The sequence below is a fragment of the Micromonospora sp. ABR4_055 genome, assembly GCF_056160425.1.
In genome coordinates, this window is the sequence record NZ_JBSWXD010000039.1 from 18,563 (window position 1) to 43,951 (window position 25,389).

Genomic DNA, 25,389 nt, shown 5'->3' on the forward strand with positions numbered 1-25,389 from the left:
CCTCCCTCCCTGGCTGGCTGTCAGGAACGAACGACCGTCCACTTCGGTCGTCCGGCTTCGGTCCGGTCGCGGCACCGTGTCGGCGTGAACACCGTGTCGGCGTACCGGAGCAGTTCGTCGAAGGTCCGGGTCTGCCCAGCGGCGTCGCCGTGGTGGCCGCCGGGCATCCAATGCAGCCGGTGCGGCACCCGCCGGTGCCGCAGCGCGGCGACGTAGCGGCGGATCTGGTCCGGCGGGCAGCGGTCGTCATCGGTGGCGGCGGCGATGAACAGCGGCCCGTGGACCCGGTCCAGGTAGGTCGTCGGGTCTGCGGCGCGGTACCGCTGCGGTACGTGGTCGGGCCCGCCGCCGAACAGTTCGTCGTCGACCTCACGCAGCGCGGCGGTGGCGCCCCGGTGCGCCGCTGGGTAGTCGGCGATCGGGCAGACGGCGAGACCGACCGCCCAGTCGGCCGGCGCGACGCCCATCGCGAGCAGCACCAGGTAGCCGCCCCACGAGTAGCCGCACAGCCCGGTCCGGCCCGGCTCGGCCACGCCGAGGTCGAGCAGCTTGCGGCGTACGGCGGCCAGGTCCTCCAGCTGCGCCAGACCGACCCGGTGGTTGAAGTTTCGCTGCCACCGTGGCCCGTATCCGGTTGATCCCCGGTAGTTGGTACGCGCCACCGCGTAGCCGGCGCGTACCAGCAGCTCCACCCTCGGGTCGTAGGCGTCCCGGTCGTGCAGGTACGGCCCGCCGTGCACCAGGAACAGGGTCGGCCATGGTCCGGTGCCGGTTGGGGTGGCCAGGAAACTGTGGATCCGCCCGTACGGCTGGTCGGTCCACAGTTCGGTGCGTCCGGCGGGGGTGGCGGGGTGGTTGGTGGGTCGGGGCCGGCGGGCCGGCTGCGCGGTGGCCGTACCGGGGTGGGTGACCAACCGGCGGGGTGGCACCGAGTCGCTGGTCCAGATGTAGTGGATCGCGCCGTCGGGGGCGACGGCCAGGTCGAGGATGGTGCCGGATGGGGTGGCGACGGTGATCTGCTCGCCGGTTCCGGGGTCGGCCAGTAGCAGCCGGCTGCGCCCGGCCCGGTCGTGCTGGACGAGGATCCGTCCGTCGTCGCCGTACCAGTGGGCGGTGATCTCCGACTCGTATGACAGGCCGCTGGACAGTTCGATGCCGCGGTCGCGCCGCCAGGTGCCGACCTGGTATCGGTTCGGCGTCTCGACGACGATCAGCAGTTCCGGATCGGGTCGGTCGCCGGGGCGGAACTCCAGGGCCCAGATCCGCTGCTGGTCGCTGCCGGCGACGGTGTCGGTCCGTCCGTCGGTGAGCCGCACGACGCTGACCGCCGTCGTGGCGTCGGCCCGGGCGGCGAGCGCGATGGTGTTTCCGTCGCCGGCCAGGTCGACCAGGGCGGTGTAGCCGGCGCTGACCGCCACCAGGTGACCCGGTCCGCCCGGTTCTCCCACATAGCAGCGGGTCTGCCGGCCGGTGCCGACGCAGACCGCGGCGCGGCGGCCGGTGGCGTCGAAGGCGATGCCGTGCTGCCGGCCGGGCGGTAACCCGGTCAACGCCAGCGGCGGCCGGCCGGCCGTGTCCCGACCGGCTGCGAGTCGACCAGTCTCCGTCTGACCGGGGTCGACCGGCTGGCGGCGCCAGACACCGACGTCGGTCCGGTCCGCGTCGAACCACCAGAAGTGCCGGCCGTCGGGCTCGATGTCGCAGGCGGACACCCCGTTCGGTGCGGCGGTGCGAATTCGACGTCGGTCTGTCTCGACGTTCCAGGTCAGGACCTGGGTAAGGTCACCGTCGTCGTGCAACTCGACGGCCCTGGTCGGCTGGTGCGCAGCGAAGGCAGGTACGTGTGGTGTGTTCACAACCACCCCGATCGGGTCGCGTACCACACCGAGCGTAATTGATCTGCTTCTATTGGTAAAGAAGATGTTCGACTGTCGGCTGAATCACCTGGTCGCCGGCGTGGGTGCGGTGCTGCCCCGGACGACGAGAGTGGTGCCGATCTCCACCCGGTGTTGCGGCAACACGCCACCGTTGGCCAGCGCGAGTACCATCCCGGCGGCGGTCGACGCCATCTCGGTCAGCGGCTGGCGCACGGTGGTCAGCGGCGGGCAGCACCAGCGGGCGTTGTCGATGTCGTCGAAGCCGACCACACTCAGGTCGTCCGGTATGCGCAGGCCGAGCCGCCAGGCTGCACTGTAGACGCCGAGGGCCTGTAGGTCGTTGCCGCAGAGCACCGCCGTCGGCCGATCGGGCCGGTCGAGCAGGTCACGCCCGTGTGTCTCACCGTCCTCGAAGAAGAACCGGCCACTGCGGACCAGGTCGTCTTTCAGCTGTACGCCGACGGAGTCCATCGCCGCCCGGCAGCCCTCCAGCCGCGCGCGGGAACCGAGCATGTCCAGCGGGCCGCTGATCACGGCGATCCGCCGGTGCCCGAGGCCGAGCAGGTGGCGGGTCGCGGTGATGCCGCCGTTCCAGTTGGTGGCGCCGACCGACGGGGTCGGGTGGGCCGGTTCGCCGACCGGATCCAGCGCGACCAGGGGGATGGCGCTGGCGGCGAGTTGGGCGTGCTGCTCCGGAGTGAACGCGGAGTAGACGGCGATCACCCCGACCGGTCGGCGGGCCAGCAGTTGCTCGGCCCAGGACCGGCCCGGTTGGGTGCGGCCCTGCACCTCGGTGAACCCGACGGAGAGCTCGGCGGTCCGGGCGACCAGCTCCACTCCGCGCAGGATCTCGATCGCCAGGTGGCTCTCGAGTTGATAGAAGACGACCTCGATGCCGGCGGTCGGGGAGGCCGAGCCGGGCCGCTGGTAGCCGTGCTCGCGAACCAGTGCCTCGATTCGACGGCGGGTCTCCAGCGCCACTCCGGACCGTCCGTTGAGCACCTTCGAGACGGTGGGTTTCGAGACGCCGGCGAGCTCGGCGATCGTCGCGACGGAAAGGTCGCCACGGCGGCGTCCGCGTCGCTGACCTTCTGGCGGCCTACCGGTCGCCGGTGGGTGGTCCGGGTGGGTGGGGGCGTGGTCCACGACCGATTCGCCAACCTTCCGCTTGATCTGGGGCATCGCCCGGCTCATGCTACGGAGTGTCGAAGCGTTTCTATGCGCATGTCTCGATGTTGGTCCGACGCCGACCTTGAATCTCGAACCGTATCTATCGATACTAGTAACTGTTTCGAGCCGGAGTAAAGCGGGAGCCTGGGCAGCCCCGCGTCGAATCCCATCCTGCGTGCGTTCCGCAGGAACCACATGAGACTCATAGCCAAGATGCTGGCCGCCGCCGCAGCATCCGTCACCGGGGCGGCGGCAGCGACCCGGTCGGCATCCGGTCGATGATCAGCTACGTGGAGCAGCGCTACAACACCGATCCGAACCGGATCTTCGCCACCGGCGTCTCGTCCGGCGCGATGATTACCAACGTGATGCTCGGCGTCTACCCGGACGTCTTCGCCGCCGGCGCGTCCTTCGCCGGGGTGCCGTTCACCTGCTTCGCCACCACCGGCGGTTCCGAGTGGAACAGCCAGTGCTCGGGCGGGCAGATCGTCCGTACCCCCCAGCAGTGGGGCGACGCGGTCCGCAACAGCCTGCCCGGCTACTCGGGCCCGTGGCCCCGGATGCAGATCTGGCACGGCACCAACGACGACACGCTGCGCTACCCGAACTTCGCCGAGCAAATCAAGCAGTGGACCAACGTGCACGGGCTGAGCCAGACCCCGACCTACACCGACAGCCCGCAGGGCAACTACACCCGCACCCGGTACGGCAGCTCAGGCGGGATGGCCCCGGTCGAGGCGATCAGCATGCAGGGCACCGGGCACAACCTGCCGGTCGACGCCGCCCAGGTGATCCGCTTCTTCGGCCTCGACGGCACCGCTCCGCCGACGACGGCTCCGCCCACCACGGCGCCGCCGACGACGGCTCCGCCCACCACGCCGCCGCCGTCCGGGGCCTGCCGGGTCACCTACGGGGTGAACGCGTGGAACAACGGGCTGGTCGCCTCGGTGACCATCGCCAACACCGGCAGCGGCGCGGTCACCGCCCGCAACATGTCCTACAAGGCCACCATCTCGCCGAACGGCTCGCAGAGCATCGGCTTCCAGGCCACCCACTCCGGCAACAGTGGTAGGCCCAGCTCGTTCACCCTGAACGGCACCCCCCCCTGCGCCGTCGCCTGATGTGCGCCACGGTGGTGGGGGGCCGACCGGACGGACGCCCCACCACCCGTACGCGATGGAGGACAGCATGCTCAAGGTGGGAATTATCGGTGCGGGCGGCATAGCCGGTACGCACATCGCCGGTTACCAGGAGTTCGGGGAGGACTGCCGGATCACCGCCGTCTGCGACGTGACCCTGGCGAAGGCGCAGGAGCGCAGAACGACCTTCGATCTCACCGACGCCCGCGTCTACGACGATGCCGGGGCCCTGCTCACCGCCGAAGAGTTGGACCTGGTCAGCATCGCGACACCGCCGTCGACGCACGCCGACATCACCATCGCGGCCCTGCGCGCGGGTGTCAACGTCCTGGTGGAGAAGCCGATGGCTCCGTCGTTGCAGGAGTGCGACGCGATGATCTCCGCCGCCACGGAGTCGGGCAAGCTTCTGTCGGTCGTCGCGCAGAATCGGTTCCGCGACGACATGGCCACCTTGAAGGCGGTGCTGGACTCTGGTCTCATCGGGCCTGTGTCACACGTGCAGGTCAACTCGTCGTGGTGGCGGGGGCGGCCGTACTACGACCTGTGGTGGCGGGGGACCTGGGCGTCCGAGGGCGGCGGCTGCACCCTCAACCACGCCATCCACCACATCGACCTAACCATGTGGATGCTCGGTCGGCCCTCGGCGGTCACCGCGATGCTGGTCAACTCGCAGCACGACAACGCCGAGGTCGAGGACCTGTCCGTCGCGATCCTGCAGTACGACCGGGCGCTGGCCCAGCTCACCAGCTCGGTGGTGCACCACGGCGAAGAACAGGAGATCGTCATTCAGGGCGCGTACGCTCGGGTTTCCCAGCCATGGCGGGCAGCGGCCGAGACCAGTGCACCGAACGGGTTCCCCACCCCGGGTGGCAACCCGGACCTGCTCGCCGACCTCAATGCTCTTGCGCAGGCGCGCCGCCCGTTGGCACATGTCGGGCACACCGGCCAGATCGGCGACGTCCTGCGTGCGGTCCGCGACGGGGTGGCACCTGCGGTGAGCGGCACCGACGGACGCAACGCGGTCGAGCTGGTCACCGCGATCTACGAACCGGGGATCGAACGCCGGCCGGTGGCCCTCCCGCTGTCCCCGGACGATCCCTACTATCAGCGCGGCACCCTGATACGGCGTGCGCCGCGTTTCTTCGAGAAGACTGTTGCGGTGCGGGACCTGCCCGGTGCCATCACCGTCGGCGGCACCGCCGACCACGACAACTGAGGAGACGGACACGTGACGAAGGTCAGTGGGGCGACGTTCGCCCCGGATCCCTTACCGACCCCGGTGGTGGCACCGGGGGAGTTCGTCTTCGCCGCGGTCGGCCTCAACCACGGGCACATCTACGGCATGAGTTCCGGTCTGCTCGGTGCCGGCGCCACCCTCAAATGGGTGTACGACCCCGACCCGGCCAAGGTCGACGCGTACCGTCAGCGGTTCCCGCAGGCGCGGGTGGCGCGTGACGAGGCGGAGATCCTTGACGACGACGCGGTCCACCTGGTGGCTGGTGCCGCCGTCACCTCGCAACGGTGCGCTCTCGGCCTGCGGGTCATCGCGGCCGGCAAGGACTACTTCACCGACAAGGCCCCGCTCACCACCCTGGAACAGCTGGTTGAGGCGCGCGAGGCGACCGCGCGCACCGGACGCAAGTACGCGGTCTACTACTCGGAGCGGATCCACGTCGAGGCGGCGGTGCTGGCGGGTCAGCTCGTCCAGCGGGGTGCCATCGGTCGGGTGGTGCAGGTCATGGGCCTGGGGCCGCACCGCCTGTCCGCCGCCGGCCGCCCGGACTGGTTCTTCGTCAAGGAGAAGTACGGCGGCATTCTCTGCGACATCGGCAGCCACAACGTCGAACAGATGCTGTACTTCACCGGCTCGACCGACGCCGAGATCAGCCATTCCACCGTCGGCAACTTCAACCACCCCCAGTACCCGGAGCTCGACGACTTCGGCGAGCTCAGCCTGGTGCTGAACAGCACCGCGACCGGCTACTGCCGGGTGGACTGGTTCACGCCCGACGGGCTGCGTACCTGGGGTGACGGGCGCACCTTCATCCTCGGCACCGACGGCTACATCGAACTGCGCAAGTACATCAACGTGGCGACCGACGCCGGCCCCGGGCACGTCTTCCTCGTTGACGGCACGGGCGAGCACCATCTGGTCGCCGCCGGTCAGGTCGGCTATCCGTACTTCGGCCAGCTGATCCTCGACTGCCTGCACCGGACCGAGAACGCCATGACCCAGGCCCACGCGTTCAAAGCGGCGGAGCTCAGCGTCCGTGCCCAGCAGCAGGCCAGGGTGATCCGGCACGCCGTGGACCGCTGACTTCTTCGGCGCCGTGTATCGCTCTGGGAGCCCTGACCGGTTCCCGAGCGATGCATCAAGCCGAGGAAGCCTCATAACAGATATTTTTGGATAATAAGTACATATAGGCTTCTGCTTGCTTATGGTCTTGAGCAGTGCGGGACCCCCCAACGCCCGTCGAGGAACTTCTACTGACCTTCGGGACGCTGCGGGAGTAGCTGTGACCAGTGAGCGACGCCTACGTCGACGACTGAAACAAGCCCAAACCCCGGCCAAGGTGGGCTATCTCCTGCTGCTTGCCGCGACGACCGGTAGCTTGACGCCGGTGGTGCAGCCGGCCGCTGCGGCAGAGGTCCGGCAGTTGGAGGATGTGCGTCCCAGCGCGGAGTCATCGCTCGTCACACCTGGGCCGCATGGGCACCGTGCCGTCTGGTATCCCGCAGCGCCGCTGCGCGACGACCCGGCGATTGGCGATCGCGAACGCTGGCAGCCGGGCCTTGGGCCGCAGGGTTGGCAGCGCTCAGAAGACGAATGGCGTCGACACAAGCCGAGCCGTGGCCCTCAAGGACCGCAGGGCGCTCAGGGTGCGCAAGGAGCGCAGGGAGCTCAGGGAGCGCAAGGCGTTCAAGGTGCGCAGGGCTTCCAGGGCGCGCAGGGTGCGCAGGGTACGCAGGGAGCACAGGGTGCGCAGGGTGTGCAGGGTGCTCAAGGTGCGCAGGGTGCGCAGGGAGCACAGGGCGTGCAGGGAGCTCAAGGAGCTCAGGGTGCGCAGGGTGCGCAAGGTGCGCAGGGCGTGCAGGGTGCGCAAGGTGCGCAGGGCGTGCAGGGCTTCCAGGGCGCGCAGGGTGCTCAGGGTGCGCAGGGAGCACAAGGCGTTCAAGGTGCGCAAGGTGCGCAGGGCGTTCAAGGCGTGCAGGGTGCGCAGGGCTTCCAGGGCGTGCAGGGAGCTCAAGGTGCGCAGGGTGCGCAGGGCGCTCAAGGAGCTCAAGGTGCGCAGGGTGCGCAGGGCGCTCAAGGAGCTCAAGGTGCGCAAGGTGCGCAGGGCTTCCAAGGCGTGCAGGGCGTTCAAGGCGTGCAGGGTGCGCAGGGCTTCCAGGGCGTGCAGGGAGCTCAAGGTGCGCAGGGTGCGCAGGGCGCTCAAGGAGCACAAGGCGTGCAGGGTGCGCAGGGTGCGCAGGGAGCACAGGGTGCGCAGGGTGCGCAGGGCGTTCAAGGCGTGCAGGGTGCGCAGGGCTTCCAGGGCGCTCAAGGCGTGCAGGGAGCGCAGGGCTTCCAGGGCGCGCAGGGTGCGCAGGGTACGCAGGGTGCGCAGGGAGCGCAGGGAGCGCAGGGCGTTCAAGGGGCACAGGGCTTCCAGGGTGCGCAGGGTGCGCAGGGTGCGCAGGGAGCACAGGGAGCACAGGGTGCGCAGGGTGTGCAGGGTGCTCAAGGGGCGCAGGGCGTTCAAGGGGCACAGGGCTTCCAGGGTGCGCAGGGTGCGCAGGGTGCGCAGGGTGCGCAGGGAGCACAGGGTGCGCAGGGTGCGCAGGGCGCTCAAGGTGCGCAGGGCTTCCAGGGCGCTCAAGGTGTGCAGGGTGCTCAAGGGGCGCAGGGTGCTCAAGGGGCGCAGGGTTTCCAGGGTGCGCAGGGTGCGCAGGGTGCGCAGGGAGCTCAAGGTGTGCAAGGTGCGCAAGGCGTGCAGGGAGCTCAAGGTGCGCAGGGAGCTCAAGGTGCGCAAGGTGCGCAAGGTGCGCAGGGCGTTCAAGGGGCACAGGGCTTCCAGGGTGCGCAGGGTGCGCAGGGCTTCCAGGGCGTGCAAGGAGCTCAAGGAGCTCAAGGGGCGCAGGGAGCTCAAGGGGCGCAGGGAGCTCAAGGGGCGCAGGGAGCTCAGGGTGCGCAGGGTGTGCAGGGTTTCCAGGGTGCGCAGGGCTTCCAGGGCGCTCAGGGTGCGCAGGGTGCGCAGGGAGCTCAAGGCGTGCAGGGTGCGCAGGGTGCGCAGGGAGCTCAAGGCGTGCAGGGCGCGCAGGGCTTCCAGGGTGTGCAGGGAGCTCAGGGAGCTCAGGGAGCTCAAGGTGCGCAGGGCTTCCAGGGCGCTCAGGGCGCGCAGGGTGCGCAGGGAGCTCAAGGCGTGCAGGGTGCGCAGGGTGCGCAGGGTGCTGATGGCGCTCAGGGCGTGCAGGGTGCGCAGGGCTTCCAGGGTGCGCAGGGTTTCCAGGGTGTGCAGGGTGTGCAGGGAGCTCAGGGAGCTCAAGGTGCGCAGGGCTTCCAGGGCGCTCAGGGCGCTCAGGGCGCGCAGGGTGCGCAGGGAGCTCAAGGCGTGCAGGGTGCGCAGGGTGCGCAGGGTGCGCAGGGAGCTCAAGGCGTGCAGGGCGCGCAGGGCTTCCAGGGTGCGCAGGGTGCTGATGGCGCCCAGGGGGCCCAGGGGGCCCAGGGCGACACCGGTGCTCAGGGCTTCCAAGGTGCCCAAGGCGGACCTGGTGTGCAAGGTGCCCAGGGCGACACCGGCGCTCAAGGCGCGCAGGGGGCCCAGGGTGTTCAGGGCTTCCAGGGCCCGCAGGGTGAGACCGGGGCACAGGGCGCTCAGGGGGATACCGGCCCGCAAGGCTTCCAGGGCGTGCAGGGTCCGCAGGGTCCGCAGGGTCCGCAGGGTCCGCAGGGTCCGCCCGGCGATGATGACCTAGCAGGCCCTCAGGGCGAGCGGGGCGAGGCCGGTCTCCAGGGTCCCCAAGGTCCCCAAGGTGCTTCCGGTGCAGGACTGACCAGTGTCTACGTCAACTCTGTGACGGCCGCCGGGGCCGGTCTCGTGACAGCCCGGTGCGCTGCGGGCGATGTTGCCACCGGCGGAGGCTTCAGCTCACAAGCAGGTGTTGAGACCAGTCGGCCTGTTCCTGCGGTTGGAACACCAAGCGGCTGGCAGGCCGAGCTGGGTGACGGTGGCGGGATGGTCTATGTCGTTTGTGTTGATGTCGAGTAGTACACGTCCGAGTGGACGTCGTGCCAATTCTTAGTATTCGAGTTGCAGGAAGGTTGTCTCATGAAGATGAAGACGATGTTTAGCTCACTCGCGTGTGGTGCCGTGTTGCTTGCAGGGCTGCCGGCGTGTACTGCGGACCAGGGTGGAGGCAAAAAACCCGTCGGTGCAATCGGTGAGGATCCTGTTGCCCTCGTCGAGAAGGGCGTCGAGGAAGGTCAGGCCGGGGATATCGAGAAGGCTAAACAAACGTTCGAGCAGGTTCTTGCTGTCGACGAAAACAACATGTTGGCCTGGTATAATCTGGGCTACATCGCGCAGTCGCAGGACAGGATCGCCCAGGCAATCGATAGCTACGATCAAGCATTGGAAGCTGATCCTTTCTACAAGCCGGCCCTTTTCAACAAGGCCATCGCGCTCGAGAGTCACGATCGATCATCTGCAATTGATCTATATCGACAGATCGTCGAGCTTGATGGCGAAGCTTCCACCGCATACCTGCGGTTGGGGCTGTTGTTGGTGAGCGAGGGTGACGAAGTCGAGGCTCGTGAGGCGTTCGGAGAGGCGGTGCGGCTCGACGGGGCGCTGCTGGAGGGTGTCCCTGAAGAGTACCGCGACGACGCTGATGAGGCTACCCGGGTCAGTGAGTGAGTGAGTGGAATGAGAAAGCCATCTGTGACGGTCTTTACTGGTAGTAATCGGACCCGGTTTCTGGATGAGTGCCATCAGTCGCTGCAAGCGCAGACGTTCGACGACTGGGAGTGGGTCATCGTTCTGAACCAAGGGAACCGCTGGCGGCCCGAGGTGCCGGATCAGCGAATTCGCCTGGTGGTGCAGGATGAGGTGTCGGGCGTTGGTGCGGTCAAGAAGCGGGCCTGTGCGGAGGCGTCGGGCGACATACTCGTCGAGTTGGACCACGACGATCTTCTTGCTAGCGACTGCCTCGAAAAGGTGGTTGATGCCTTCGACGAGAATCCGGAGGTCGGCCTGGTCTACAGCGACACCGCCCAGATCGCTGAGGACGGTAGTCGCGACGACAGTCGTTTCTCTGCTGATCATGGTTGGCGATATCGGGACGTCCGGGTTGATGGCTGCGAAGTGCTGGCCTGCATGGCGCTGCCGCCGACGCCGCACAATGTGAGCTACATCTGGTACGCGCCGAATCACGTGCGAGCATTTCGCCGCGACATCTACGAGAAGTCCGGCGGGTACGACGAGTCGCTTGACGTTGCTGACGATGCCGACCTCATGTGTCGCATGTATCAGCTGGCGGATTTTCATCACATCCCGGAGTGTCTCTACCTTCAACGGATGCATGCAGGAAATACGCAGCGCGTGCCGGAGATGAACGCCCGGATTCAGCAACGGACAGTGGAGGTATATGATCGCAACGTGCAGTTGAATGCGCTGGCGTGGGCCAAGCGGCAGGGTCTGCTTGCGCTCGACCTGGGTGCGGCACACAACAAGGTCGAAGGTTACCAAGGTGTCGATGTCCACGCCGGACCTGAGGTGGACATGATCTGTGACATCACCAAGGGCCTGGATCTGCCGGACAGCAGCGTTGGAGTGATCCGGGCGAGTGACTTTCTGGAGCACATCCCGGACAAGATCGCGTTGTTCAACGAGCTGTACCGCTTGTTGGCGCCTGGCGGGATGCTGTTGTCGTTGACGCCGAGCAGCGACGGCAGGGGCGCGTTCCAGGACCCGACGCATGTTGCCTTCTACAACGAGAACTCGTTCTGGTACTTCACGGACCAGCAGTACGCCAAGTACGTACCGGAGATTACGTGCCGTTTTCAGGTGTCCAGGTTGGTTACCTACTTCCCGACCGACTGGCACCGCGCGCACCACATTCCGTACGTGGCGGCCAACCTGATCGCGATCAAGGACGAGGTGCGAAACGGGGGGCTGTTGGCGGTCTGACGTGGCGGTTGCCGGAGAAGCCGGCCCTGCCCAAGGCGGCCGCGCGAACCCCGGACACAAGCTATCGCGGGAGGAATTGACTCGGTTGGCCCGTCCACGACACATGCAGCGCTTCGCGGGCGCGGGTGCATGCCGGCCTCGGCCAACGCCGCCTGCACCGGGTCCAGCCTGGCCTTGAACCGGGTGCAGCCGGCGACCTCTGCCGGCCGTACGCCCCGGTCGAGCCACTCGCGGGCCCGCTGCACCAGCGCCGCCGCCTCGGCCGGCTCGTCCGGAAACCCGGCTACCGTCGGCCGCCGACCTCGCAGCAGCGACCGGTAGCCGGTCAGGTTGTCGCGGCCGTCCCCGTCGAGCAGCCCGGTCGACCAGGTGAGGATCTCCGCCGTACTGCGGTAGTTGATTCGCAGCCGGAAGCTGCGCCCGGCGGTACGGATCCCGAGCGCGGCCAGCGACACTTTCGCGTCGTTGATCCGCTGATGCGGATCGCCGGTGAGGAAGGTGTCGTCCGGACCGGCCGGCACCGCTGCCCACAGCACCCGCCACTCCGCTGGGTGCAGATCCTGCGCCTCGTCAACCACCACGTGGTCGAACCGCAGAGACGCGTCCTCGGCGGCGCCGGTGTCGCCATCGGCGAGCAGCCGCGCCGCGTCGGCGCACAACTGCAGGTGGGTGGTGGCACCAGCGGCGGCCAACTCGGCGCGCAGCGCCTCCACAGCCTGGCGGTCAGCTCAACTGTTCACCCTCGTCGGCGTCGTCCTCGGCCGGCGGTTGCGCCTGCTGGTAGAACCAGTCGAGCTGCTCGATCAGCAGCTCACGGGCCGCCGGGTCGGCGAGTACCGACAGCCGCAAACCCGGCCGTAGCCCGATCCGGGCCGCCGCGATGGACACCCCGGGGATCTTGTTGAGCCGCTGCCGGAACTCCTCACGCAGCGCCATGTCGTCGAACGGCATCCGGTTCTTGAGATGCTGGAAGACGATCTCGAACTTGCCACTCGGGTAGATCGTCGCCGGCCAGATGCTGCCGAGCCGATGGTCCTTGCCGCGTGCGATGAGAAAGCACGACGTTTCGTCGCCGGTGCCGTAGAGCAGGCGGCCGCCGAGCGCGGTCCAGCCGTCGCGAACAGCCTGCACGGCGGCGACCACCGGCGGGTCCTGCAGCTGGGCCAGCTGAGTGTTGAAGCGTTCGGCGTGCGCCGCGCTGGATCGCGGTGACCGGGGGCGCGGCAGATCATCGGTGCTGAGCCCGGCGAGCTGGGCCAGCTCGTCCAGCGGGATCCGCTGCTCCGGGGCGGCGCGCCCACTGCCATCGAACTCGACCCCTTCGGCCCGCAACAGGTCGAGCGGGTCGTCGGTACGGGCCGGATCGGGCCAGCGGAAGCCCGGTGAGACGGTGCCGCCGGTCTGCAGCACCCGGTGTGCGTTCGGCACCGGATGGTTCGCCAGCCGCGTCCCGACCGGCACCGGGTGGCTGCCGATCAGCGCGGCCACGTCGCCGTACGTGGTCCACGAACCGGCGGGCAGCTCGGCCAGGGCCCGGTTCATCACGTCCCACGGCACGTCGGAGTCGTTGTCGCGGGAGGCCTCGACCGGACCCGGCCAGAGCGAGATGATCTGCTCGGCGAGCGCCTCGCTGCGGGCCTGGATTTCCGGCCGCCCCCACCGCTCCTGCTGGGCGATGTCCCGGTTGAGCACGATCGGGCTCTTCGCCAACGCGGCCTTCTTGGCGTCGAACGGTTTGTTGCCCAGCTCGGAGTTGTATCCGGTGAGGGTCAGGTTGCCGATCGTGTGCACCAGCGACTCGTGCACGTCGGTGAAGTTCTCGTCGGGCCCGAGGTCGTCGTTGAGCATCTGCCGCCACTGCGCGGTCGGCGTCTGCGGCAGCACATGCTCGATGGTGAGCGTGTCGGCTGCCACCGGCTCCTTGCTGCGGTGCGCCTCCTCCAACCACTGAAGTACGAGGTTGCGCTGATGCGCGCGTCCGTTGAGATAGAAGGGGATGGTCCTGGTCGACGAGCGGATCTGCGCGTCGGTTGCGTAGTGCTTACGGCCAGTCGACAAGTACGCCCGGACCGCTTCGTCGACCGGGAGCTTCGCGTCCATCTCGGTGACGATCGACATCAGGATCCGGTTGACGTTGGCGGTCGCCCGACCGATCACCAGGCGGCGGACGAAGAAGCTCTCCACGTACCGCATGGCCGCGATGACCTGCCCGGCGGTGGCGGTGCCCTGCGCACGGCGGTCCAGCAGGTGCAGCAGCAGCGGGTAGACGGTGGTGGCGCCCCAGGCATGCAGCCGGGTCAGCCGCCGCCGGACCTCGGGGTCTGGCTCGCTCTCCGGGTGCAGGATGATCTTCAGCAGCGCGCCGAGGTGGCTGAACCGGCGTACCTCCGCTTCGATCTCCGCTTCGCCGCGCATCGCGTTGAGCCGCAGCTGGTGCGCGGCGTAGATGTCGGTCTGCTTGGCACGGCCGTTGCGCTGCACCAGGTCGAGCCAGAAGAGCAGCTCGAGGTCCTCCCGGTTGAGGGTATCCTGCAGCGGGAACCACAGCGACTTGTAGACGGTCTCGCCCCGGGTCGGCAGCCGCATGAAAAGGTAGTTGCGCAGCAGGTCGGCCTGGGTCAACTGCAGGCCGGTATTGTTCAGCGACTCGAAGATCCGGTAGACGTTGTCGCCGGCCTGCGCGGTGACCGCCACCAGCGCCAACCCGGTGATGACGGCGTTCTCGATCCGCGCGATGTCGAACGGGTCCTCGACGTCGTCGTACTCCCTCAGCCGGCTGGCGAAGAAGCGGTACGCCGAACCGACGTGGTCGCTGCCGCCGACCTGCGGAGTCGACTCCACACAGGCGAGGTAAGCGTCCCGGTCGGCCTGGGTGGGTACGAGTTTGAGCCGGTGCGGATCGGACTCGAACTGGTTGACCAGGTACAGCTGCTCGATCCGCCCCCGGTGCATCGGATCCTCGGTCTCGGCCCGGTGGTCCCGGATGGCGCAGAGCAGGATCGACAGCGTGGTGAGGCGCTGCTGCCCGTCGACGACCAGGAACTCCTGCACCCCGACCGGGCCGATCTCCGGGCTGGGTGCCAGCACCACCGAGCCGATGAAGTGGCTGGCGGCCGGGTCCGCGCGGCGGTCCTCGGCGAGCTTCTTGATGTCCTCCCAGAGCCGCTTGCACTGATGCTCGGACCACGAGTACGTCCGCTGGTACAACGGCACCCGGTACTGCTTGGTGCCTTCGAGCAACTTCTGCAGCGTCGTCTCCTGCGCCGCGACCATCGGCGACTCCCGTCTAGTGTGCACACCCCTCGAACCCGGGCAATGCAACCAGAGTGCGCGTCAATGGACAACGGCCAGCCGTACGAGTTGTCGGGTGTTCGTTCGGCCCGCCGAATGCGGTTATCGGACACCTCGGAGGGCGACTGGCTGTGTCCTCGGGAATTCGAAGCGGGCAACTTGCTGCGCCTGGCTGGCGGCGCTGCGCCAAGCGGGTAGCCTGCTGCCGCGGCCGTCCGACATCCCCCGTACCTGCTCAGGCTCAAGGTGAGCAACTTTCGCAGCCTCCGGGCGGTGGAGGTGCGGCTCGCCGCACTCAACGTACTCGTCGGACCCAACGGCGCCGGTAAGTCCAACCTCCTCGACGTGATCGCCTTCCTCGGCGACGCCACCCGGGAGGACCTCGGGCCCGCGCTGGAGCGACGCGGTGGTTTCGACCGGGTACTGTTCCGGGGCGGTGGCGACCAGCGGCCCAGCATCACCATCGAGGTGGAAGCCGCTGTCACCAAGAACAGCAATCTAAGAGCCACCGACAACTACCAGCTCGGTGTGTCCCGGGGGAAGCTACGCGGCCAGACCGACCGCTACTACCTGCTGCGGTCCGAGACATTCGCCTTCAAACGGACCGCCGGACCGGGCCGGCGTATCGCGGTCTCCGGCAACCAGGTCACCTTCCACGGCCCCGAGGGTGGGGAGCGGAGAGCCAGTCTGCGCGAGGGTTCGCTGGGTTTGTCGACGTTGCCCAAACTCAGTGCCGAGGAGGGCGGCGAGCAGGTCGAAGCGCTCGCTGACATGTTCGCCAGTTTCCGGGTGTTCGACATCGACGTGGCTGCGGCCCGCCTGCCGTCGACGGAGCAGCGCAGTCGGCAGTTGGCCAACGACGCCAGCAACCTGGCGTCGTTCCTCGCCTACCTGGCCGATGAGCACAGCGACCAGTTCGCCGCGCTGCAGCGCGATGCGCGAGCCTTCATCCCGGGTCTGGAGGCACTGCAGTTCCGGCCGATCGGTGGTGCCGGTGAGGGGACCGTACTCACCCTGGTGGAGCGCGGGCTGCCGGGTGCGACGACCTTGCAGGAGGCGTCGTACGGCTCGATCCGGGCTCTTGCGCTGCTCGCTCTGCTCTACGACCCGGCGCCGCCGCGTCGCGTATCCCCGCGATCGACCCGGACACGGTGCGGGCCATGGAACGGGAACTGCATGGCGAGGTCGGGCTCGGCGAGCTGTGGTTCACCGGTGTATTCGGGTTGACAGGTTCTTCCTCGACAAGGTCAGGGTGATCTGAGGTCACCTCCCGGTGGCTCGACCGCTCCGAAGTCGCCCTCCGGCTCCCGGCTGATGATTTCCAGCAGCGCCGGTTCGCGGTAGACCTCCGCCGTGTGCCGCCACTGCGCGAGCAGAGTGGTCGTCGAATCCAGCGCCGACAGCGACCCTACGTCCCGCGTCAGGGCGCTCAACTCCCCAAGTAGTTGCTCGACATCGGAGTCCGGCAGGTACTTCGTCCAGGGCAGCATCTCCGCGAGGTCTCGCCGAGCATCGCCAAGGGGTGTCGGTGTCACCTGCTCGCTCCTTCCCTTGAACGCACCGCGAGTGTGCCGAGCGTCAGCACCACGGTCGCTGCCACGGCGGCCAGCGCCAACGCCATGGCTGGCTGGTCGCGCAGGACCGGGTAGTCGAGCATTGACATGAACGCCTCGTCATAGCCGAGCTGCGTCGTCGCCAGCAACGCAGCCACGGCTGCCAGCAGCACCACCGCCCGGCGGCGTACGGCAACCGGCAGCGCCAGTACCGCGACGAGACTGAACAGCGCCACCACGGCCAGAGCGCCAAACCCGATGCGCGCCACTGGAATGGTGCTGATCGCCACGGTGTTGCCGAAACGATCCGCCACCAGCGGCGCGCCAGCGGCGCTGAGCGATGCACACAGCCCCATCGCGGCCGCTGCGGCCCAGAACCGTCCCGGAAGCGGTCGCTGATCGCAGCCATCACGGGCGGCAAGCAGCAGTGACCCGCACAGCGGGACGGCGACGACCACGGCGAGCAGGAGGTGCCAACCGGGTGCTGCATGGTCGCGTACCCCGGTGGCCAGCACCGCCAGCTCGGCCAGTACGGCGGCGCACGCGCCGAGCGCGGCGGCCGTACGCCAGCCGGCGACCAGTGCCGCGACCAGCAGCGCCCAGCCGGCCAGCCGGGCCACGCCGATCGGGCCGACGATGGTGGTCGGGGCCTGCTCGGCGAAGCGCCACGACCAGGCGGCGGCTTCGACGACGGGGCGCGCCTGGCGGGCCAGCACCAGCACCGCGACCAGGGTGCCGACAGCGGATGCCGCCGCCGGCCATGCTCCGGCAACGGTCGTGGGACGGGCTGCGGCGGCCACCCGTCGCAGGATCGCAGCCTGGCGCATGTCGACCACCTTCCTCCTGCTGGTGTCCGGCCGGGCAGGCTCACCCGGCGGCGGTTCTCCGGATTGGACGGTAGCGGGGCGGCGGCGGGTCCGGGCGGCTGCGGTGCTCGCGTTGGTGTTCGCGTACCTGGTCGTCCCAGGTCGCCTGGTCATAGTCCGGATCGGGCGGGATCCAGCGGTGTGAGCCGTCCTCGTAGTGCATCGGCTCGTCGCCGGGAAGCAGAATCGACATTACAGCCAGCCGAGGAACCGCCAGTAGAGGTCGCCGCGCGACCCGGCGGGCAGGTCGGTCATCGCTTCGACCATGTTGGTGGCGAGGTAGACCGACAGGGAGACGCGGGCGTCGGCGTACTCGATTGTGAGTTGTTGTCGGCTGTCCAGGCACGGCCAGGCGTGGCCGCAGCCGGCGCAGGCCCAGCTGGGCGGACGGGGACGTGCATGCTCATCGGGCATCCTCCGGTTGGTCGGCGGCGACGACCTGGACGCCGAGGTCACGGAGCCGGCTGAGCGCGACCTCGGTGCGCCAGCACCGCCCGGTGGGGGTGAGCGGGTCGCCGCAGGCGCAGCCGCCGACGCGCGGTGCGTGCCGGTCGACCAGCTCCGTCAGGTGGTCGATCTCGACCTGGCGGGGGATGGGGTCAGTCATCGGCCGGCGCGGTGCGGTCGCTGACCGGGTCGCCGCCGGCTGGGTCGGGGTCGAGGTCACCCCATACCCGGGTACGCAGCGACGGGCGGTCGGTGGCCGACAGCGTGGTTTCGGCGAAGTCGACGACGTCGAGGTGGGCCAGCGAGTCGCGCAGCGCGGCGGCGAACCGGGCGGCGGCCTCGATGTCGGTGAGCCGGGTCGGCAGGTGGATGGTCCAGCGCGGTTCGTCGCTCACCAGTGGCCTTCGTTGCCGCCAGTCTGGCGCTGGTGCTCCGAGCGGTAGACGCCGGCGGGCGGGTCGTTGAACCGGCAGCCGACGTGGCGTTGCCGCCACTGCCGCAGCCCTTCGCGCAGCCGGTCGGCTTCGGCCCGGTCGACGGCGGCCTGCCGGGTGAGTCGGTCCAGCTCGTCGGCGAGCTGCCGCAGGTACGCGTACACCGCCGCCGGGTCCAGCCCACGCCACCGGGTGTCGAACTGCATCGCCCTGACCTGCCACGGCTCCACGAGTACGCCCTGCCGAGGCACTACCCGCCCCCGCCTGCTCCGCTGCTCCACGACTTCCTCCCCGAACGTCGATGACAACGACGGCGAGCCTACCAGACCTATAAAGCCTGTAAAGACAGCAAGGGGATGCTGGGGACGGAGGACAGGATGGTTGCTTGGCTGTACCTATGCCGTACGCCCAGCCGCTTTGGCGCCAGATCAGGGATGATCTGCGGGCGAAGATCAGGGCCGGAATCTACCCGCCGGGCAGCAAGCTTCCGTCGGTCCGGCTGCTGGCCGACGAGTACGACACCAGTCACATGACCGTACGCCGTGCCGTCGACTCCATGATCGAGTTGGACGAGCTGATCGGTCGCACCGGTATCGGCGTCTTTGTGGCTGAGCCGCCCGAACAGGACTCGTAGTCAACGATCGAGCTACGGAGACCTGTGTCAGGCGGTAGGTCATCGCGACAGCCACTGGTTCCGGCGTCTGATGCGCCGGCTGCCCGGTGCGTCATCGATCTGTGAAGAGATCCGGTCCGCCGTAGGTGTACGGCTCGTCGACCCAGACCCCGTCAACGCTCTGGCCCTGAGGAAACCCTTTGTCGTAGGTCATCAACGTGTCTGCCTGTCCAACAACGGCCGAGGCCAAGTGGATCGCATCGAAGTTCTTCAGCTTGAAGCGCCGTACCATATCTCTCGCCTTCACAGCGACCTCGCGATCGAACTCGATCATGAGGAAGCGGGGGTTGTCGACGAGGGAGCGTGCCTGCTTGTCCTTGGCCGCGTCGAACGACGCCCTGCCTTGGCCGCGCACTTCCACCAGGCTCAGCGGCGAGATCATGATTGTCAGCTGGCCAGCGTCGGACAACGCCAGGAGGCGTTCGATCGGCTCGTATCCCGGATACCGAGTGAGGACGTAAATCAAGCCGCAGGAATCAAGGTAGACGCTATCTGGCTTATCGGGCCTGCTCACGCACTTCCTCCAGGTAGGCGAGAGGACTGAGCCCACCGGTCAGGTCTGGGTCTGCGCCGACGAGTCCTAGTAGGGGGGGAGCATCGGCCACCGCCGGCAGGATTTCGATGCTGGTGGCCCTCATCCCCAGGATCTGGCCTGCCGCGTTGCGCTTGATCCGGCCACGGACCGCAGCGTTGTGCCCGAGTGCCTGCTTCGCGGCTTCGACGAGCTGCGGTGGCAGGTCAACTTTGATCCGGCCTTCTCCACGGGGCGACCAGAGACCAAGGAATGGCTTTGTGCGCACGCTCATCGAGTCGATCGAGCCAGATACCGAGCCGATCGACTCTCGGCGTACTTTCAGCGCTCGGTCGAGGTTGACCGAAGCGCGCTTGGTCACCGCCACCGACTTGCGGACCTGGCCGTCGACGATGAGGGAGAGTTTCATCCCCGTGTCGGGTGTCGCTCCAAGGCGGCCGGCAAGCCGACGCGCGGTGCGTGCAGCGTTGACGCCCCAACCATCGGGCAGCAGCTCCGCACCTTCGACCTGCTCGAAGCCATCGACAGCGCGAACGTTCAGCGCGTCCAGTTCGTCGAAGGTTGCGCCCGGTCCTGGCTCCAGGGGAGCCAGTGCTGCTCGTACGCTTCCCAGCCCCAGCCGGGCAAAGGTCCAGGTGCTTCTCGGCACCCGCCGCTGACCGACGGGACGTCTCCGGTCGGCGTCTTCCAGGTCTGCGAGCAGGTCAAGTACCTCTTCCAGGCGTACCAGAGCTTGCCGAGCGTCCATCCCCCCCACGGGGCCGCTCAGCGTCACGTCCAGCTCCGTGCGCATGCGCCTAGCTTCGCACATCAGATCGGCTTGCGTGGTGACCGACATCCGGTAGAAAGTAGACCGGCACGCGCCGAAAGCCACTAATGCCCTTTAGGGGGCCTGTGTCGGTTCTACGCAGTCACTTGCCGACTTCGGAAGTATGCGGCGCAGCGGTGTGACGGGGGCCGTAGCCGGGTGGAGGGGTCAAGGTCGAGGTGTAGTTCTCGCCGTCGACGAGCGGATGTTCCAGGCTCGGTCCGGCGGGTGACATGCGGTCGTACTCGGCAAGCACTAGGTCCTTGGTGCGGTAGGTGCCGTACTTGGCGATCTCGTTGTTCTTGAGGCCGCCGGTCTCAGACTGGAAGGTCTCGAGTATGTAGTCGACGTCGTCGCGAGCGATCCCGTAAAGGTGAAAGAAGAAGGCGTCTAGCTCGGCACGAATCCGTGCACGTCGGTCCTCGTTCCAGTGGAATGGCTCCATCGACACCGAGCTGCGCTGGCAGTGCGGGTCGGCGAGCCTGACGCTGCCGCCGACCGGTTGCTGTGGCGCGGCTGCATCCGACCGATGCGCATCTCCAAGTACGCGACCGGCCTGGCCGCGCTGCGGCCGGACCTGCCGGACGGCCCGTGGCGACGCGCCCTGCGTCGGCACTTCTGCGGCATCCCTGTGCCGTCGAATCGGCCGTCGGGCCCGGCGACGCACCTGACGCCGACCGTCGTACGCCACATCGAACAGGAGGCATCGTGCGTCTAACCGTCCCTAGTACCGGGGCCGCGCCGGCGGCCGTCCGCGCCGTGGGAGTCGCGTTCGCGGCCACTCTGGTCGCCGGGCTGCTCGTCTCCCACTCACCGCCGGCCGGCGCCGAACCCGTCGCCGGCAGCGACCGGGGTACCGGCGTCGACCAAACCGGCGTTGACAAGACCGGTAGCGGCCAGTCTGGCAGCGGTCCGCTCGCTGCGGCCGACCAGATCGCGGCCGCTGACGCGGCCGAGGACCTGGTCGGCGACATCCAGTTCTCGGTGCACAGTGGCACCTTCCAGGGTGAGGTCGCGGTGTCGCTGAGTACCACGGTCAGCGGCGCACAGATCCGCTACACCACCAACGGTCAGCTGCCGACAGCACAGGCCACGCTCTACTCCGGGGCCTGCGCTGCGCTTCACCCGCTCCACCCAGCTGCGGGCCCGGGCGTTTGTCGGCGGGACGGCGGCCGGGGCGCCCGGTACCGCGATGTACTTCGCCCGACCGTCACGGCGCGCAACGTCGACTACAACGGTCGGCTCGCTGCCGGTGCCAGCACCAGTTTCGGCTTCATCGCCACCTGGAACGGCACGAGCACTTCGTCGGCGGTGACCTGCACCGCGTACTGATCGGGTCAGTCCATCGTGTCCCCGGTTTCGGCCTTCGACGACAGTTGTGGCCGGATCCGGGGCCGCCTGCTTGTCGCGTCTGTTCGCCTCGTCGGGCGATGAAGGCGATTCAGGTACGCGCGACGCCGCAGGCCAGGCGTCTGCTCGACGTCAGCCGGAACATCCATCGATGGGCAAGCCGGTCACGTCTGCGATCCGCCGGCTGACATTCAGTTACTGGTCGATTCCCGAGGCTGGTGTCGATCGGCGCTGATGATATCGATGTCATTCAGGTGTTCGCGACGCCGCCGGTCAGGCGGGTGTGACATGTCCGTCTGAATTCTCCCCGTCGGTGCCCAGGTTTGCGGGTGGCGGGCTGAGTCGGCAGGCCTCGCCCACGGCGCGGCACGGTCCCTCCTGCAGGGGTCGACGGGGACCGGGGACTGGTTCGCGCTGTTCGCCGGCTGGGCGGCGGACCGTGGCCCGGCCGTGGCCCGGCCGTGGCCCGGGCCGGCGCCGGACGTCGACATATACAGTTTAGCTGCACCTAGCGGATAAACCAGGCATCAACTTTCGCAGTACGGTCGGTGATTTGTCAGATGCGCCGACCCTGCCGTTGTCCACTTACTGTGGGTGACGATTCTTGTGCTGATCGGAGTTGTGACGCGGCTTGTCGGTGACTCAGGCTATTCCCTGTGTGGGGTTGCGGCGGCATTTGTCGAATCTGACCGGTGGCAAACCCCTCGGTCGGCGGCGTCGTGGGTGGGGTATTCGATCTGGGACATATGCGGATATGCGGCCGTAATAGGGTGCTGGTGCCTGAAAGGTAGCGCGTGTATGGTGTGATGTGCGAAGGGTGCTCGACTGCGGGGGTTCGTCGCGATATGCATGTCAAACTTCTCGGCACACTGGAGTTGATAGGCGGCCGTCGATCACTGGATATTGGTGGGCCGCGGCAGCGTGCCATTCTGGCAATGCTGGCGCTCAGCGTGAACCGTGTGACCACCGTCGAGCAACTTGTCGAGGCAGTGTGGGATACCGACCCGCCGTCGACCGCCCGCGGCCAGGTGCAGACCTGCATTTCCTTGTTGCGGAAGTTGTTCGGTACCGCCGGGCGGCCGGACGTCATCCGGACCCATCCGCACGGCTACCTGCTCACCCTGTCCGGGGACGAACTGGACAGCGAGCTGTTCGCCGACCTCGTCGCGCAGGCGCGCCAGCAGACCGAACACGGACGGATCGCCGCCGCGGCCACGACGTTGCGTAAGGCACTCGACCTGTGGCGGGGGCCGGCGCTCGCCGACATCCACAGCGGGCTGGTTCGCCGGGGGGCCGTGCTGCTGGACGACCAGCGGCTGTCAACCCTTGAGGAGCGGGTCCGGCTCGACCTCGCCCTTGGCCGCCACGGGGAGGTCGTCAACGAGTTGACCGCGCTGGTGCACGAGTATCCGCTCCGGGAACGGCTGTACGGCTACCTGATGCTCGCCAAGTACCGCTCGGGGCGCCCCGCTGAGGCGCTGGAGGTCCGCCGGCACGCGCGCGCCGTGCTTGTGAAGGAACTCGGCATCGAGCCGGGGCAGGAACTGCAGGACCTGGAACGGGCGATTCTGAATCGTGACCCGGCGCTGGATCAACAGCCCATCGTGCCCCGGCCGGTGATAGATGCCGGAGTCGACGGGAAATCGTCGTCGATTCAGCCGATCGTGCCGCACGAGGTGCCATTCAGCATCGCCGACTTCACTGGGCGTGATTCGCTGATAGGACGGATAAAGGAGGCGCTGACCGGCGAGTCGTCGAATGAGTTGGCGCCGTACTCGATGCGGATCGTCGCTATCTCCGGTGTGGGCGGTGTGGGAAAGTCGAGTCTCGCTTTCCGGGTGGCACACGAGATTGCCGATCAGTTTCCCGACGGCCATCTGTACGGCGAGTTCCAGAACCCGCAGGGCAGCGACGCGGGTGCGGTGCTGGCCAGATTCCTCCGGGCGATGGGGGTGAGTGGTTCCACGATCCCCGACGATCTCCAGGAACGCGCGACGCTGTACCGCAGCACGCTGGCGGGCAGCCGGGTGCTGGTCGTGCTCGACGACGTCACCTGCGAAGAGCAGATCCTTCCGCTGCTCCCCGGCAGCCCCACCTGCGCGGTCATCGTGACCAGCCGCCGACGGCTGGCCTGGCTTCCCGGGGCGCTGCGCGTCGATGTCGCACCCTTCGACGCCGCCCGGTCGATGGAACTGTTACACAAGATCGTCGGTGATGACCGGGCCCGCGCCGAGGAGCCGGCGGCGCTGGAGCTGATCCGCTTCTGCAACGGCCTGCCCCTGGCGCTGCGGATCGCCGGCGCACGGCTGGCGTCACGCCCGCACTGGCGGATCGCCGATCTGGTCCGCCGGCTGGGCAACGAGGCGCGCCGGCTGGACGAGTTCTCGCACGGAGGACTGGAGCTGCGGGCCAGCATCGCCCTCACCTACCGGAGCCTGGCGGCGCGGGCGCAGCGGCTGTTCCGCCTCGTCGCCCTGGTCCAGGTACGCGACTTTCCGGCCTGGATGGCGGCGGCGTTGCTGGACACCGACCTGCTGGACGCGGTCGACCTGCTGGAGAGCCTGGTCGACGCCCGCATGCTCGACACCGTCGAGTACGCCGGCAACCGGGTCCGCTACAGCTGCCACGACCTGATCCGGGTCTACGCCCAGGAGATGCTCAGCGCCACCGATAGTCCGGCGCAGCGGGACGCCGCCGTCGCCCGCGTTCTCGGTGCCTGGCTCACCCTCTCCGACGAGGCGCACCGCAAGGAGTACGGCGGCGACTTCACCCTGCTGCACGGAGGCGCCCCTCGGTGGCGTCCGTCGTGCCAGGGTCCGTCGTCCAGGTCCGCACTGGACTGGTGGGGCGCCGAGCGGGACTGGTGGGACAACGAGCGGTTCGCGATCGTCGCGGCCATCCGACAGGCCGCCGCGTACGGGATGCACGACCACTGCTGGGATCTGGCCCTCACCTCGGTGACCCTGTTCGAGAGCAAGGGCTACTACGAGTTGTGGCGGGAGAGCGCGGAAATCGGGCTGGCGGCGACCACCCAGGCCGGCAACCGCAACGGGCAGGCAGCCATGCTCTACTCGTTGGGCACGCTGCACATGTTCCAGAAGCGGCTCGCCACCGCCGGGGAGTACTTCGCCGCGGCGCTGTCGATCTTCCGAAGTGAGCAGAACACCCACGGCTGCGGGCTGGTGCTGCGCAACGTGGCGTTGATCGAAGGGCTGCGCGGGGACACCTCGGCGATGCTGAGCAACTACGAGCGATCTCTCACCGCGCTGCGCGCCGTCGGTGACGAGATGGGCGAGGCGCAGATCCTGCGCAGCGTCGCCAAGTTCTGGATCGACGAGGGGGAGACCGAGCGTGGCCGGTCACTGCTGGAGGAGGCGCTGACCATCTGCCTCAAGGTGCGGTGTCTGCGCGGCGAGGCCCAGGTGGTGCACCAGTTCGCCCATCTTCATCTGAGCACCGGGCAGATCAAGCTGAGCCGGCAGGCGCTGCACCGGGTCCTGCTGATCGTACGCAACATCGGTGACCGGATCGGCGAGGTGTACGCGCTCTACGGCCTCGGTATCGTCGACACCCGCGACGGACGGCCGGAGCGGGCCGAGCAGACCCTGCTGCACGCTCTGGACCTGGCCCGGCGGGTCGGGGAACGGCTCGTCGAAGGGGAGGCGCTGTACGCGTTGGGCGAGCTGTGCCTGGCCGCCGGGAGGACCGTCGCCGCGGCGAAGTACCTGGCCGGCGCGAGCCGGCTGTTCGAGGACCTCGGCTCGGTGCTCTGGCAGGCGCGGACATTGAGCGTGCTCAGTGACCTGCACGCGATGAACGACAACCTCTCCGAGGCGGCGGACAGTCTGGAACGGGCCGCGCGACTGCTGGCCGAGCTGGACTCCAAACAGGCCGCGCGCTGGTTGGACCAGATCCGGTCCAGCCGGTCGGCCTTGGAACTCGCCGCACCGCAGCGGGCCGGCCGCCGGTGACGGTGTGGGTTTTGTCTGTACAGGGCGACCCACCTCGTCGTTCTCGGCGAAGGTAGTCCTTCCCCCCTCTCCCCTGTAGCAGAACAGAAACAAGGCGATTGGGGGCGAG

Annotated in this window: 23 protein-coding genes and 1 pseudogene; 9 read left to right on the plus strand and 15 right to left on the minus strand. The window is 68.2% G+C overall.

Annotated features, from left to right (window positions below; genetic code table 11):
* Positions 1-20: 20 nt before the first annotated feature.
* Together ACXAHD_RS11935 and ACXAHD_RS11940 are read right to left on the minus strand one after the other, a co-directional pair.
* Positions 21-1,883 (minus strand): prolyl oligopeptidase family serine peptidase, encoded by a 1,863-nt coding sequence (locus tag ACXAHD_RS11935; protein WP_475050437.1) that lies wholly within the window; start codon positions 1,881-1,883, stop codon positions 21-23.
* Positions 1,884-1,940: 57 nt separating this feature from the next.
* On the minus strand, positions 1,941-3,071 hold the full coding sequence (locus tag ACXAHD_RS11940) for a LacI family DNA-binding transcriptional regulator (RefSeq protein ID WP_281553647.1): 1,131 nt from the start codon (positions 3,069-3,071) through the stop codon (positions 1,941-1,943).
* 158 nt (positions 3,072-3,229) lie between these two features.
* Between ACXAHD_RS11940 and ACXAHD_RS11945 the strand changes: the two are divergent.
* The 3 genes and pseudogenes from ACXAHD_RS11945 to ACXAHD_RS11955 form a co-directional block, all read left to right on the plus strand.
* A pseudogene (locus ACXAHD_RS11945) lies at positions 3,230-4,168 on the plus strand (extracellular catalytic domain type 1 short-chain-length polyhydroxyalkanoate depolymerase); the annotation flags it as partial.
* 55 nt (positions 4,169-4,223) lie between these two features.
* On the plus strand, positions 4,224-5,402 hold the full coding sequence (locus ACXAHD_RS11950; protein WP_475050440.1) for a Gfo/Idh/MocA family protein: 1,179 nt from the start codon (positions 4,224-4,226) through the stop codon (positions 5,400-5,402).
* 12 nt (positions 5,403-5,414) lie between these two features.
* Entirely contained in the window at positions 5,415-6,503 is a 1,089-nt protein-coding gene (locus tag ACXAHD_RS11955) for a Gfo/Idh/MocA family protein (protein WP_475050443.1), read from the plus strand.
* Positions 6,504-7,002: 499 nt separating this feature from the next.
* Here the strand turns inward: ACXAHD_RS11955 and ACXAHD_RS11960 are convergent, their stop codons facing one another.
* Positions 7,003-8,973 carry a hypothetical protein gene (locus ACXAHD_RS11960; RefSeq protein WP_475050446.1) on the minus strand — a complete coding sequence of 657 codons (1,971 nt, stop codon included), beginning with the start codon at positions 8,971-8,973 and terminating at the stop codon, positions 7,003-7,005.
* A gap of 522 nt (positions 8,974-9,495) precedes the next feature.
* Here ACXAHD_RS11960 and ACXAHD_RS11965 point away from each other — a divergent pair.
* Both ACXAHD_RS11965 and ACXAHD_RS11970 read left to right on the plus strand, forming a co-directional pair.
* Positions 9,496-10,083, plus strand: coding sequence for a tetratricopeptide repeat protein (locus ACXAHD_RS11965; RefSeq protein ID WP_281553650.1), 588 nt, complete (start codon positions 9,496-9,498; stop codon positions 10,081-10,083).
* Between the two features lie 24 nt (positions 10,084-10,107).
* A complete protein-coding gene (locus tag ACXAHD_RS11970; RefSeq protein ID WP_281553651.1) occupies positions 10,108-11,355 on the plus strand; it encodes a glycosyltransferase in 1,248 nt (415 codons plus the stop codon).
* Here ACXAHD_RS11970 and ACXAHD_RS11975 read toward each other — a convergent pair.
* Both ACXAHD_RS11975 and ACXAHD_RS11980 read right to left on the minus strand, forming a co-directional pair.
* Entirely contained in the window at positions 11,250-12,068 is an 819-nt protein-coding gene (locus ACXAHD_RS11975) for a UvrD-helicase domain-containing protein (RefSeq protein WP_281553652.1), read from the minus strand. The genes ACXAHD_RS11970 and ACXAHD_RS11975 overlap by 106 nt on opposite strands.
* Positions 12,069-12,078: 10 nt before the next feature.
* The gene (locus tag ACXAHD_RS11980) at positions 12,079-14,628 is read right to left on the minus strand and encodes a GmrSD restriction endonuclease domain-containing protein (RefSeq protein WP_475050450.1); all 2,550 of its coding nucleotides are present in this window, start codon (positions 14,626-14,628) and stop codon (positions 12,079-12,081) included.
* Between the two features lie 249 nt (positions 14,629-14,877).
* Here ACXAHD_RS11980 and ACXAHD_RS11985 point away from each other — a divergent pair, with 249 nt between their 5' ends.
* Positions 14,878-15,873 (plus strand): AAA family ATPase, encoded by a 996-nt coding sequence (locus ACXAHD_RS11985; RefSeq protein WP_475050471.1) that lies wholly within the window; start codon positions 14,878-14,880, stop codon positions 15,871-15,873.
* A 20-nt stretch (positions 15,874-15,893) separates the two neighbouring features.
* Here ACXAHD_RS11985 and ACXAHD_RS11990 read toward each other — a convergent pair whose 3' ends face one another.
* The 7 genes from ACXAHD_RS11990 to ACXAHD_RS12020 are packed head-to-tail and all read right to left on the minus strand — an operon-like array spanning position 15,894 to position 18,197.
* Complete coding sequence (locus tag ACXAHD_RS11990; RefSeq protein ID WP_281553654.1) at positions 15,894-16,181, minus strand: hypothetical protein; 288 nt, start codon at positions 16,179-16,181, stop codon at positions 15,894-15,896.
* The gene (locus tag ACXAHD_RS11995; protein ID WP_475050454.1) at positions 16,178-17,026 is read right to left on the minus strand and encodes a hypothetical protein; all 849 of its coding nucleotides are present in this window, start codon (positions 17,024-17,026) and stop codon (positions 16,178-16,180) included. The genes ACXAHD_RS11990 and ACXAHD_RS11995 overlap by 4 nt, the downstream gene beginning before the upstream one ends.
* A gap of 40 nt (positions 17,027-17,066) precedes the next feature.
* On the minus strand, positions 17,067-17,258 hold the full coding sequence (locus ACXAHD_RS12000) for a hypothetical protein (protein WP_475050456.1): 192 nt from the start codon (positions 17,256-17,258) through the stop codon (positions 17,067-17,069).
* Positions 17,258-17,479, minus strand: coding sequence for a hypothetical protein (locus tag ACXAHD_RS12005; RefSeq protein ID WP_475050459.1), 222 nt, complete (start codon positions 17,477-17,479; stop codon positions 17,258-17,260). The genes ACXAHD_RS12000 and ACXAHD_RS12005 overlap by 1 nt, the downstream gene beginning before the upstream one ends.
* Entirely contained in the window at positions 17,469-17,672 is a 204-nt protein-coding gene (locus ACXAHD_RS12010) for a hypothetical protein (protein ID WP_281553657.1), read from the minus strand. The genes ACXAHD_RS12005 and ACXAHD_RS12010 overlap by 11 nt, the downstream gene beginning before the upstream one ends.
* Complete coding sequence (locus ACXAHD_RS12015; RefSeq protein ID WP_475050461.1) at positions 17,665-17,907, minus strand: hypothetical protein; 243 nt, start codon at positions 17,905-17,907, stop codon at positions 17,665-17,667. Before ACXAHD_RS12015 ends, ACXAHD_RS12010 begins: the two co-directional genes overlap by 8 nt.
* Positions 17,904-18,197: a DivIVA domain-containing protein gene (locus ACXAHD_RS12020; RefSeq protein WP_475050474.1), complete on the minus strand. Its 294-nt coding sequence runs from the start codon at positions 18,195-18,197 to the stop codon at positions 17,904-17,906. The genes ACXAHD_RS12015 and ACXAHD_RS12020 overlap by 4 nt, the downstream gene beginning before the upstream one ends.
* A gap of 146 nt (positions 18,198-18,343) precedes the next feature.
* Between ACXAHD_RS12020 and ACXAHD_RS12025 the strand changes: the two genes are divergently transcribed.
* Positions 18,344-18,580, plus strand: a complete 237-nt coding sequence (locus ACXAHD_RS12025; protein WP_281555475.1) for a GntR family transcriptional regulator — start codon at positions 18,344-18,346, stop codon at positions 18,578-18,580.
* A gap of 91 nt (positions 18,581-18,671) precedes the next feature.
* Here ACXAHD_RS12025 and ACXAHD_RS12030 read toward each other — a convergent pair whose 3' ends face one another.
* The 3 genes from ACXAHD_RS12030 to ACXAHD_RS12040 all read right to left on the minus strand — a co-directional run bounded on the left by ACXAHD_RS12030 (position 18,672) and on the right by ACXAHD_RS12040 (position 20,575).
* The gene (locus ACXAHD_RS12030; RefSeq protein WP_281553659.1) at positions 18,672-19,133 is read right to left on the minus strand and encodes a type II toxin-antitoxin system VapC family toxin; all 462 of its coding nucleotides are present in this window, start codon (positions 19,131-19,133) and stop codon (positions 18,672-18,674) included.
* Positions 19,117-19,989 (minus strand): hypothetical protein, encoded by an 873-nt coding sequence (locus tag ACXAHD_RS12035; RefSeq protein ID WP_475050467.1) that lies wholly within the window; start codon positions 19,987-19,989, stop codon positions 19,117-19,119. The genes ACXAHD_RS12030 and ACXAHD_RS12035 overlap by 17 nt, the downstream gene beginning before the upstream one ends.
* Positions 19,990-20,062: 73 nt before the next feature.
* On the minus strand, positions 20,063-20,575 hold the full coding sequence (locus ACXAHD_RS12040; RefSeq protein ID WP_281553661.1) for a hypothetical protein: 513 nt from the start codon (positions 20,573-20,575) through the stop codon (positions 20,063-20,065).
* A gap of 92 nt (positions 20,576-20,667) precedes the next feature.
* Here ACXAHD_RS12040 and ACXAHD_RS12045 point away from each other — a divergent pair, with 92 nt between their 5' ends.
* Together ACXAHD_RS12045 and ACXAHD_RS12050 are read left to right on the plus strand one after the other, a co-directional pair.
* Entirely contained in the window at positions 20,668-21,291 is a 624-nt protein-coding gene (locus ACXAHD_RS12045) for a chitobiase/beta-hexosaminidase C-terminal domain-containing protein (RefSeq protein ID WP_281567402.1), read from the plus strand.
* An 863-nt stretch (positions 21,292-22,154) separates the two neighbouring features.
* Positions 22,155-25,280, plus strand: coding sequence for an AfsR/SARP family transcriptional regulator (locus tag ACXAHD_RS12050; RefSeq protein ID WP_281553662.1), 3,126 nt, complete (start codon positions 22,155-22,157; stop codon positions 25,278-25,280).
* Positions 25,281-25,389 lie beyond the last annotated feature (109 nt).

Coding starts and splice junctions, on each gene's coding strand:
- ACXAHD_RS11950 (WP_475050440.1), top strand. CDS start 4,224: ATGGAGGACAGCATGCTCAAGGTGGGAATTATCGGTGCGGGCGGCATA.
- ACXAHD_RS11940 (WP_281553647.1), bottom strand. CDS start 3,071: ATGAGCCGGGCGATGCCCCAGATCAAGCGGAAGGTTGGCGAATCGGTC.
- ACXAHD_RS11965 (WP_281553650.1), top strand. CDS start 9,496: ATGAAGATGAAGACGATGTTTAGCTCACTCGCGTGTGGTGCCGTGTTG.
- ACXAHD_RS11995 (WP_475050454.1), bottom strand. CDS start 17,026: ATGCGCCAGGCTGCGATCCTGCGACGGGTGGCCGCCGCAGCCCGTCCC.
- ACXAHD_RS12025 (WP_281555475.1), top strand. CDS start 18,344: ATGCCGTACGCCCAGCCGCTTTGGCGCCAGATCAGGGATGATCTGCGG.
- ACXAHD_RS12005 (WP_475050459.1), bottom strand. CDS start 17,479: ATGCCCGATGAGCATGCACGTCCCCGTCCGCCCAGCTGGGCCTGCGCC.
- ACXAHD_RS11980 (WP_475050450.1), bottom strand. CDS start 14,628: ATGGTCGCGGCGCAGGAGACGACGCTGCAGAAGTTGCTCGAAGGCACC.
- ACXAHD_RS12050 (WP_281553662.1), top strand. CDS start 22,155: ATGCATGTCAAACTTCTCGGCACACTGGAGTTGATAGGCGGCCGTCGA.
- ACXAHD_RS12035 (WP_475050467.1), bottom strand. CDS start 19,989: ATGTCGGTCACCACGCAAGCCGATCTGATGTGCGAAGCTAGGCGCATG.
- ACXAHD_RS12000 (WP_475050456.1), bottom strand. CDS start 17,258: ATGTCGATTCTGCTTCCCGGCGACGAGCCGATGCACTACGAGGACGGC.
- ACXAHD_RS12010 (WP_281553657.1), bottom strand. CDS start 17,672: ATGACTGACCCCATCCCCCGCCAGGTCGAGATCGACCACCTGACGGAG.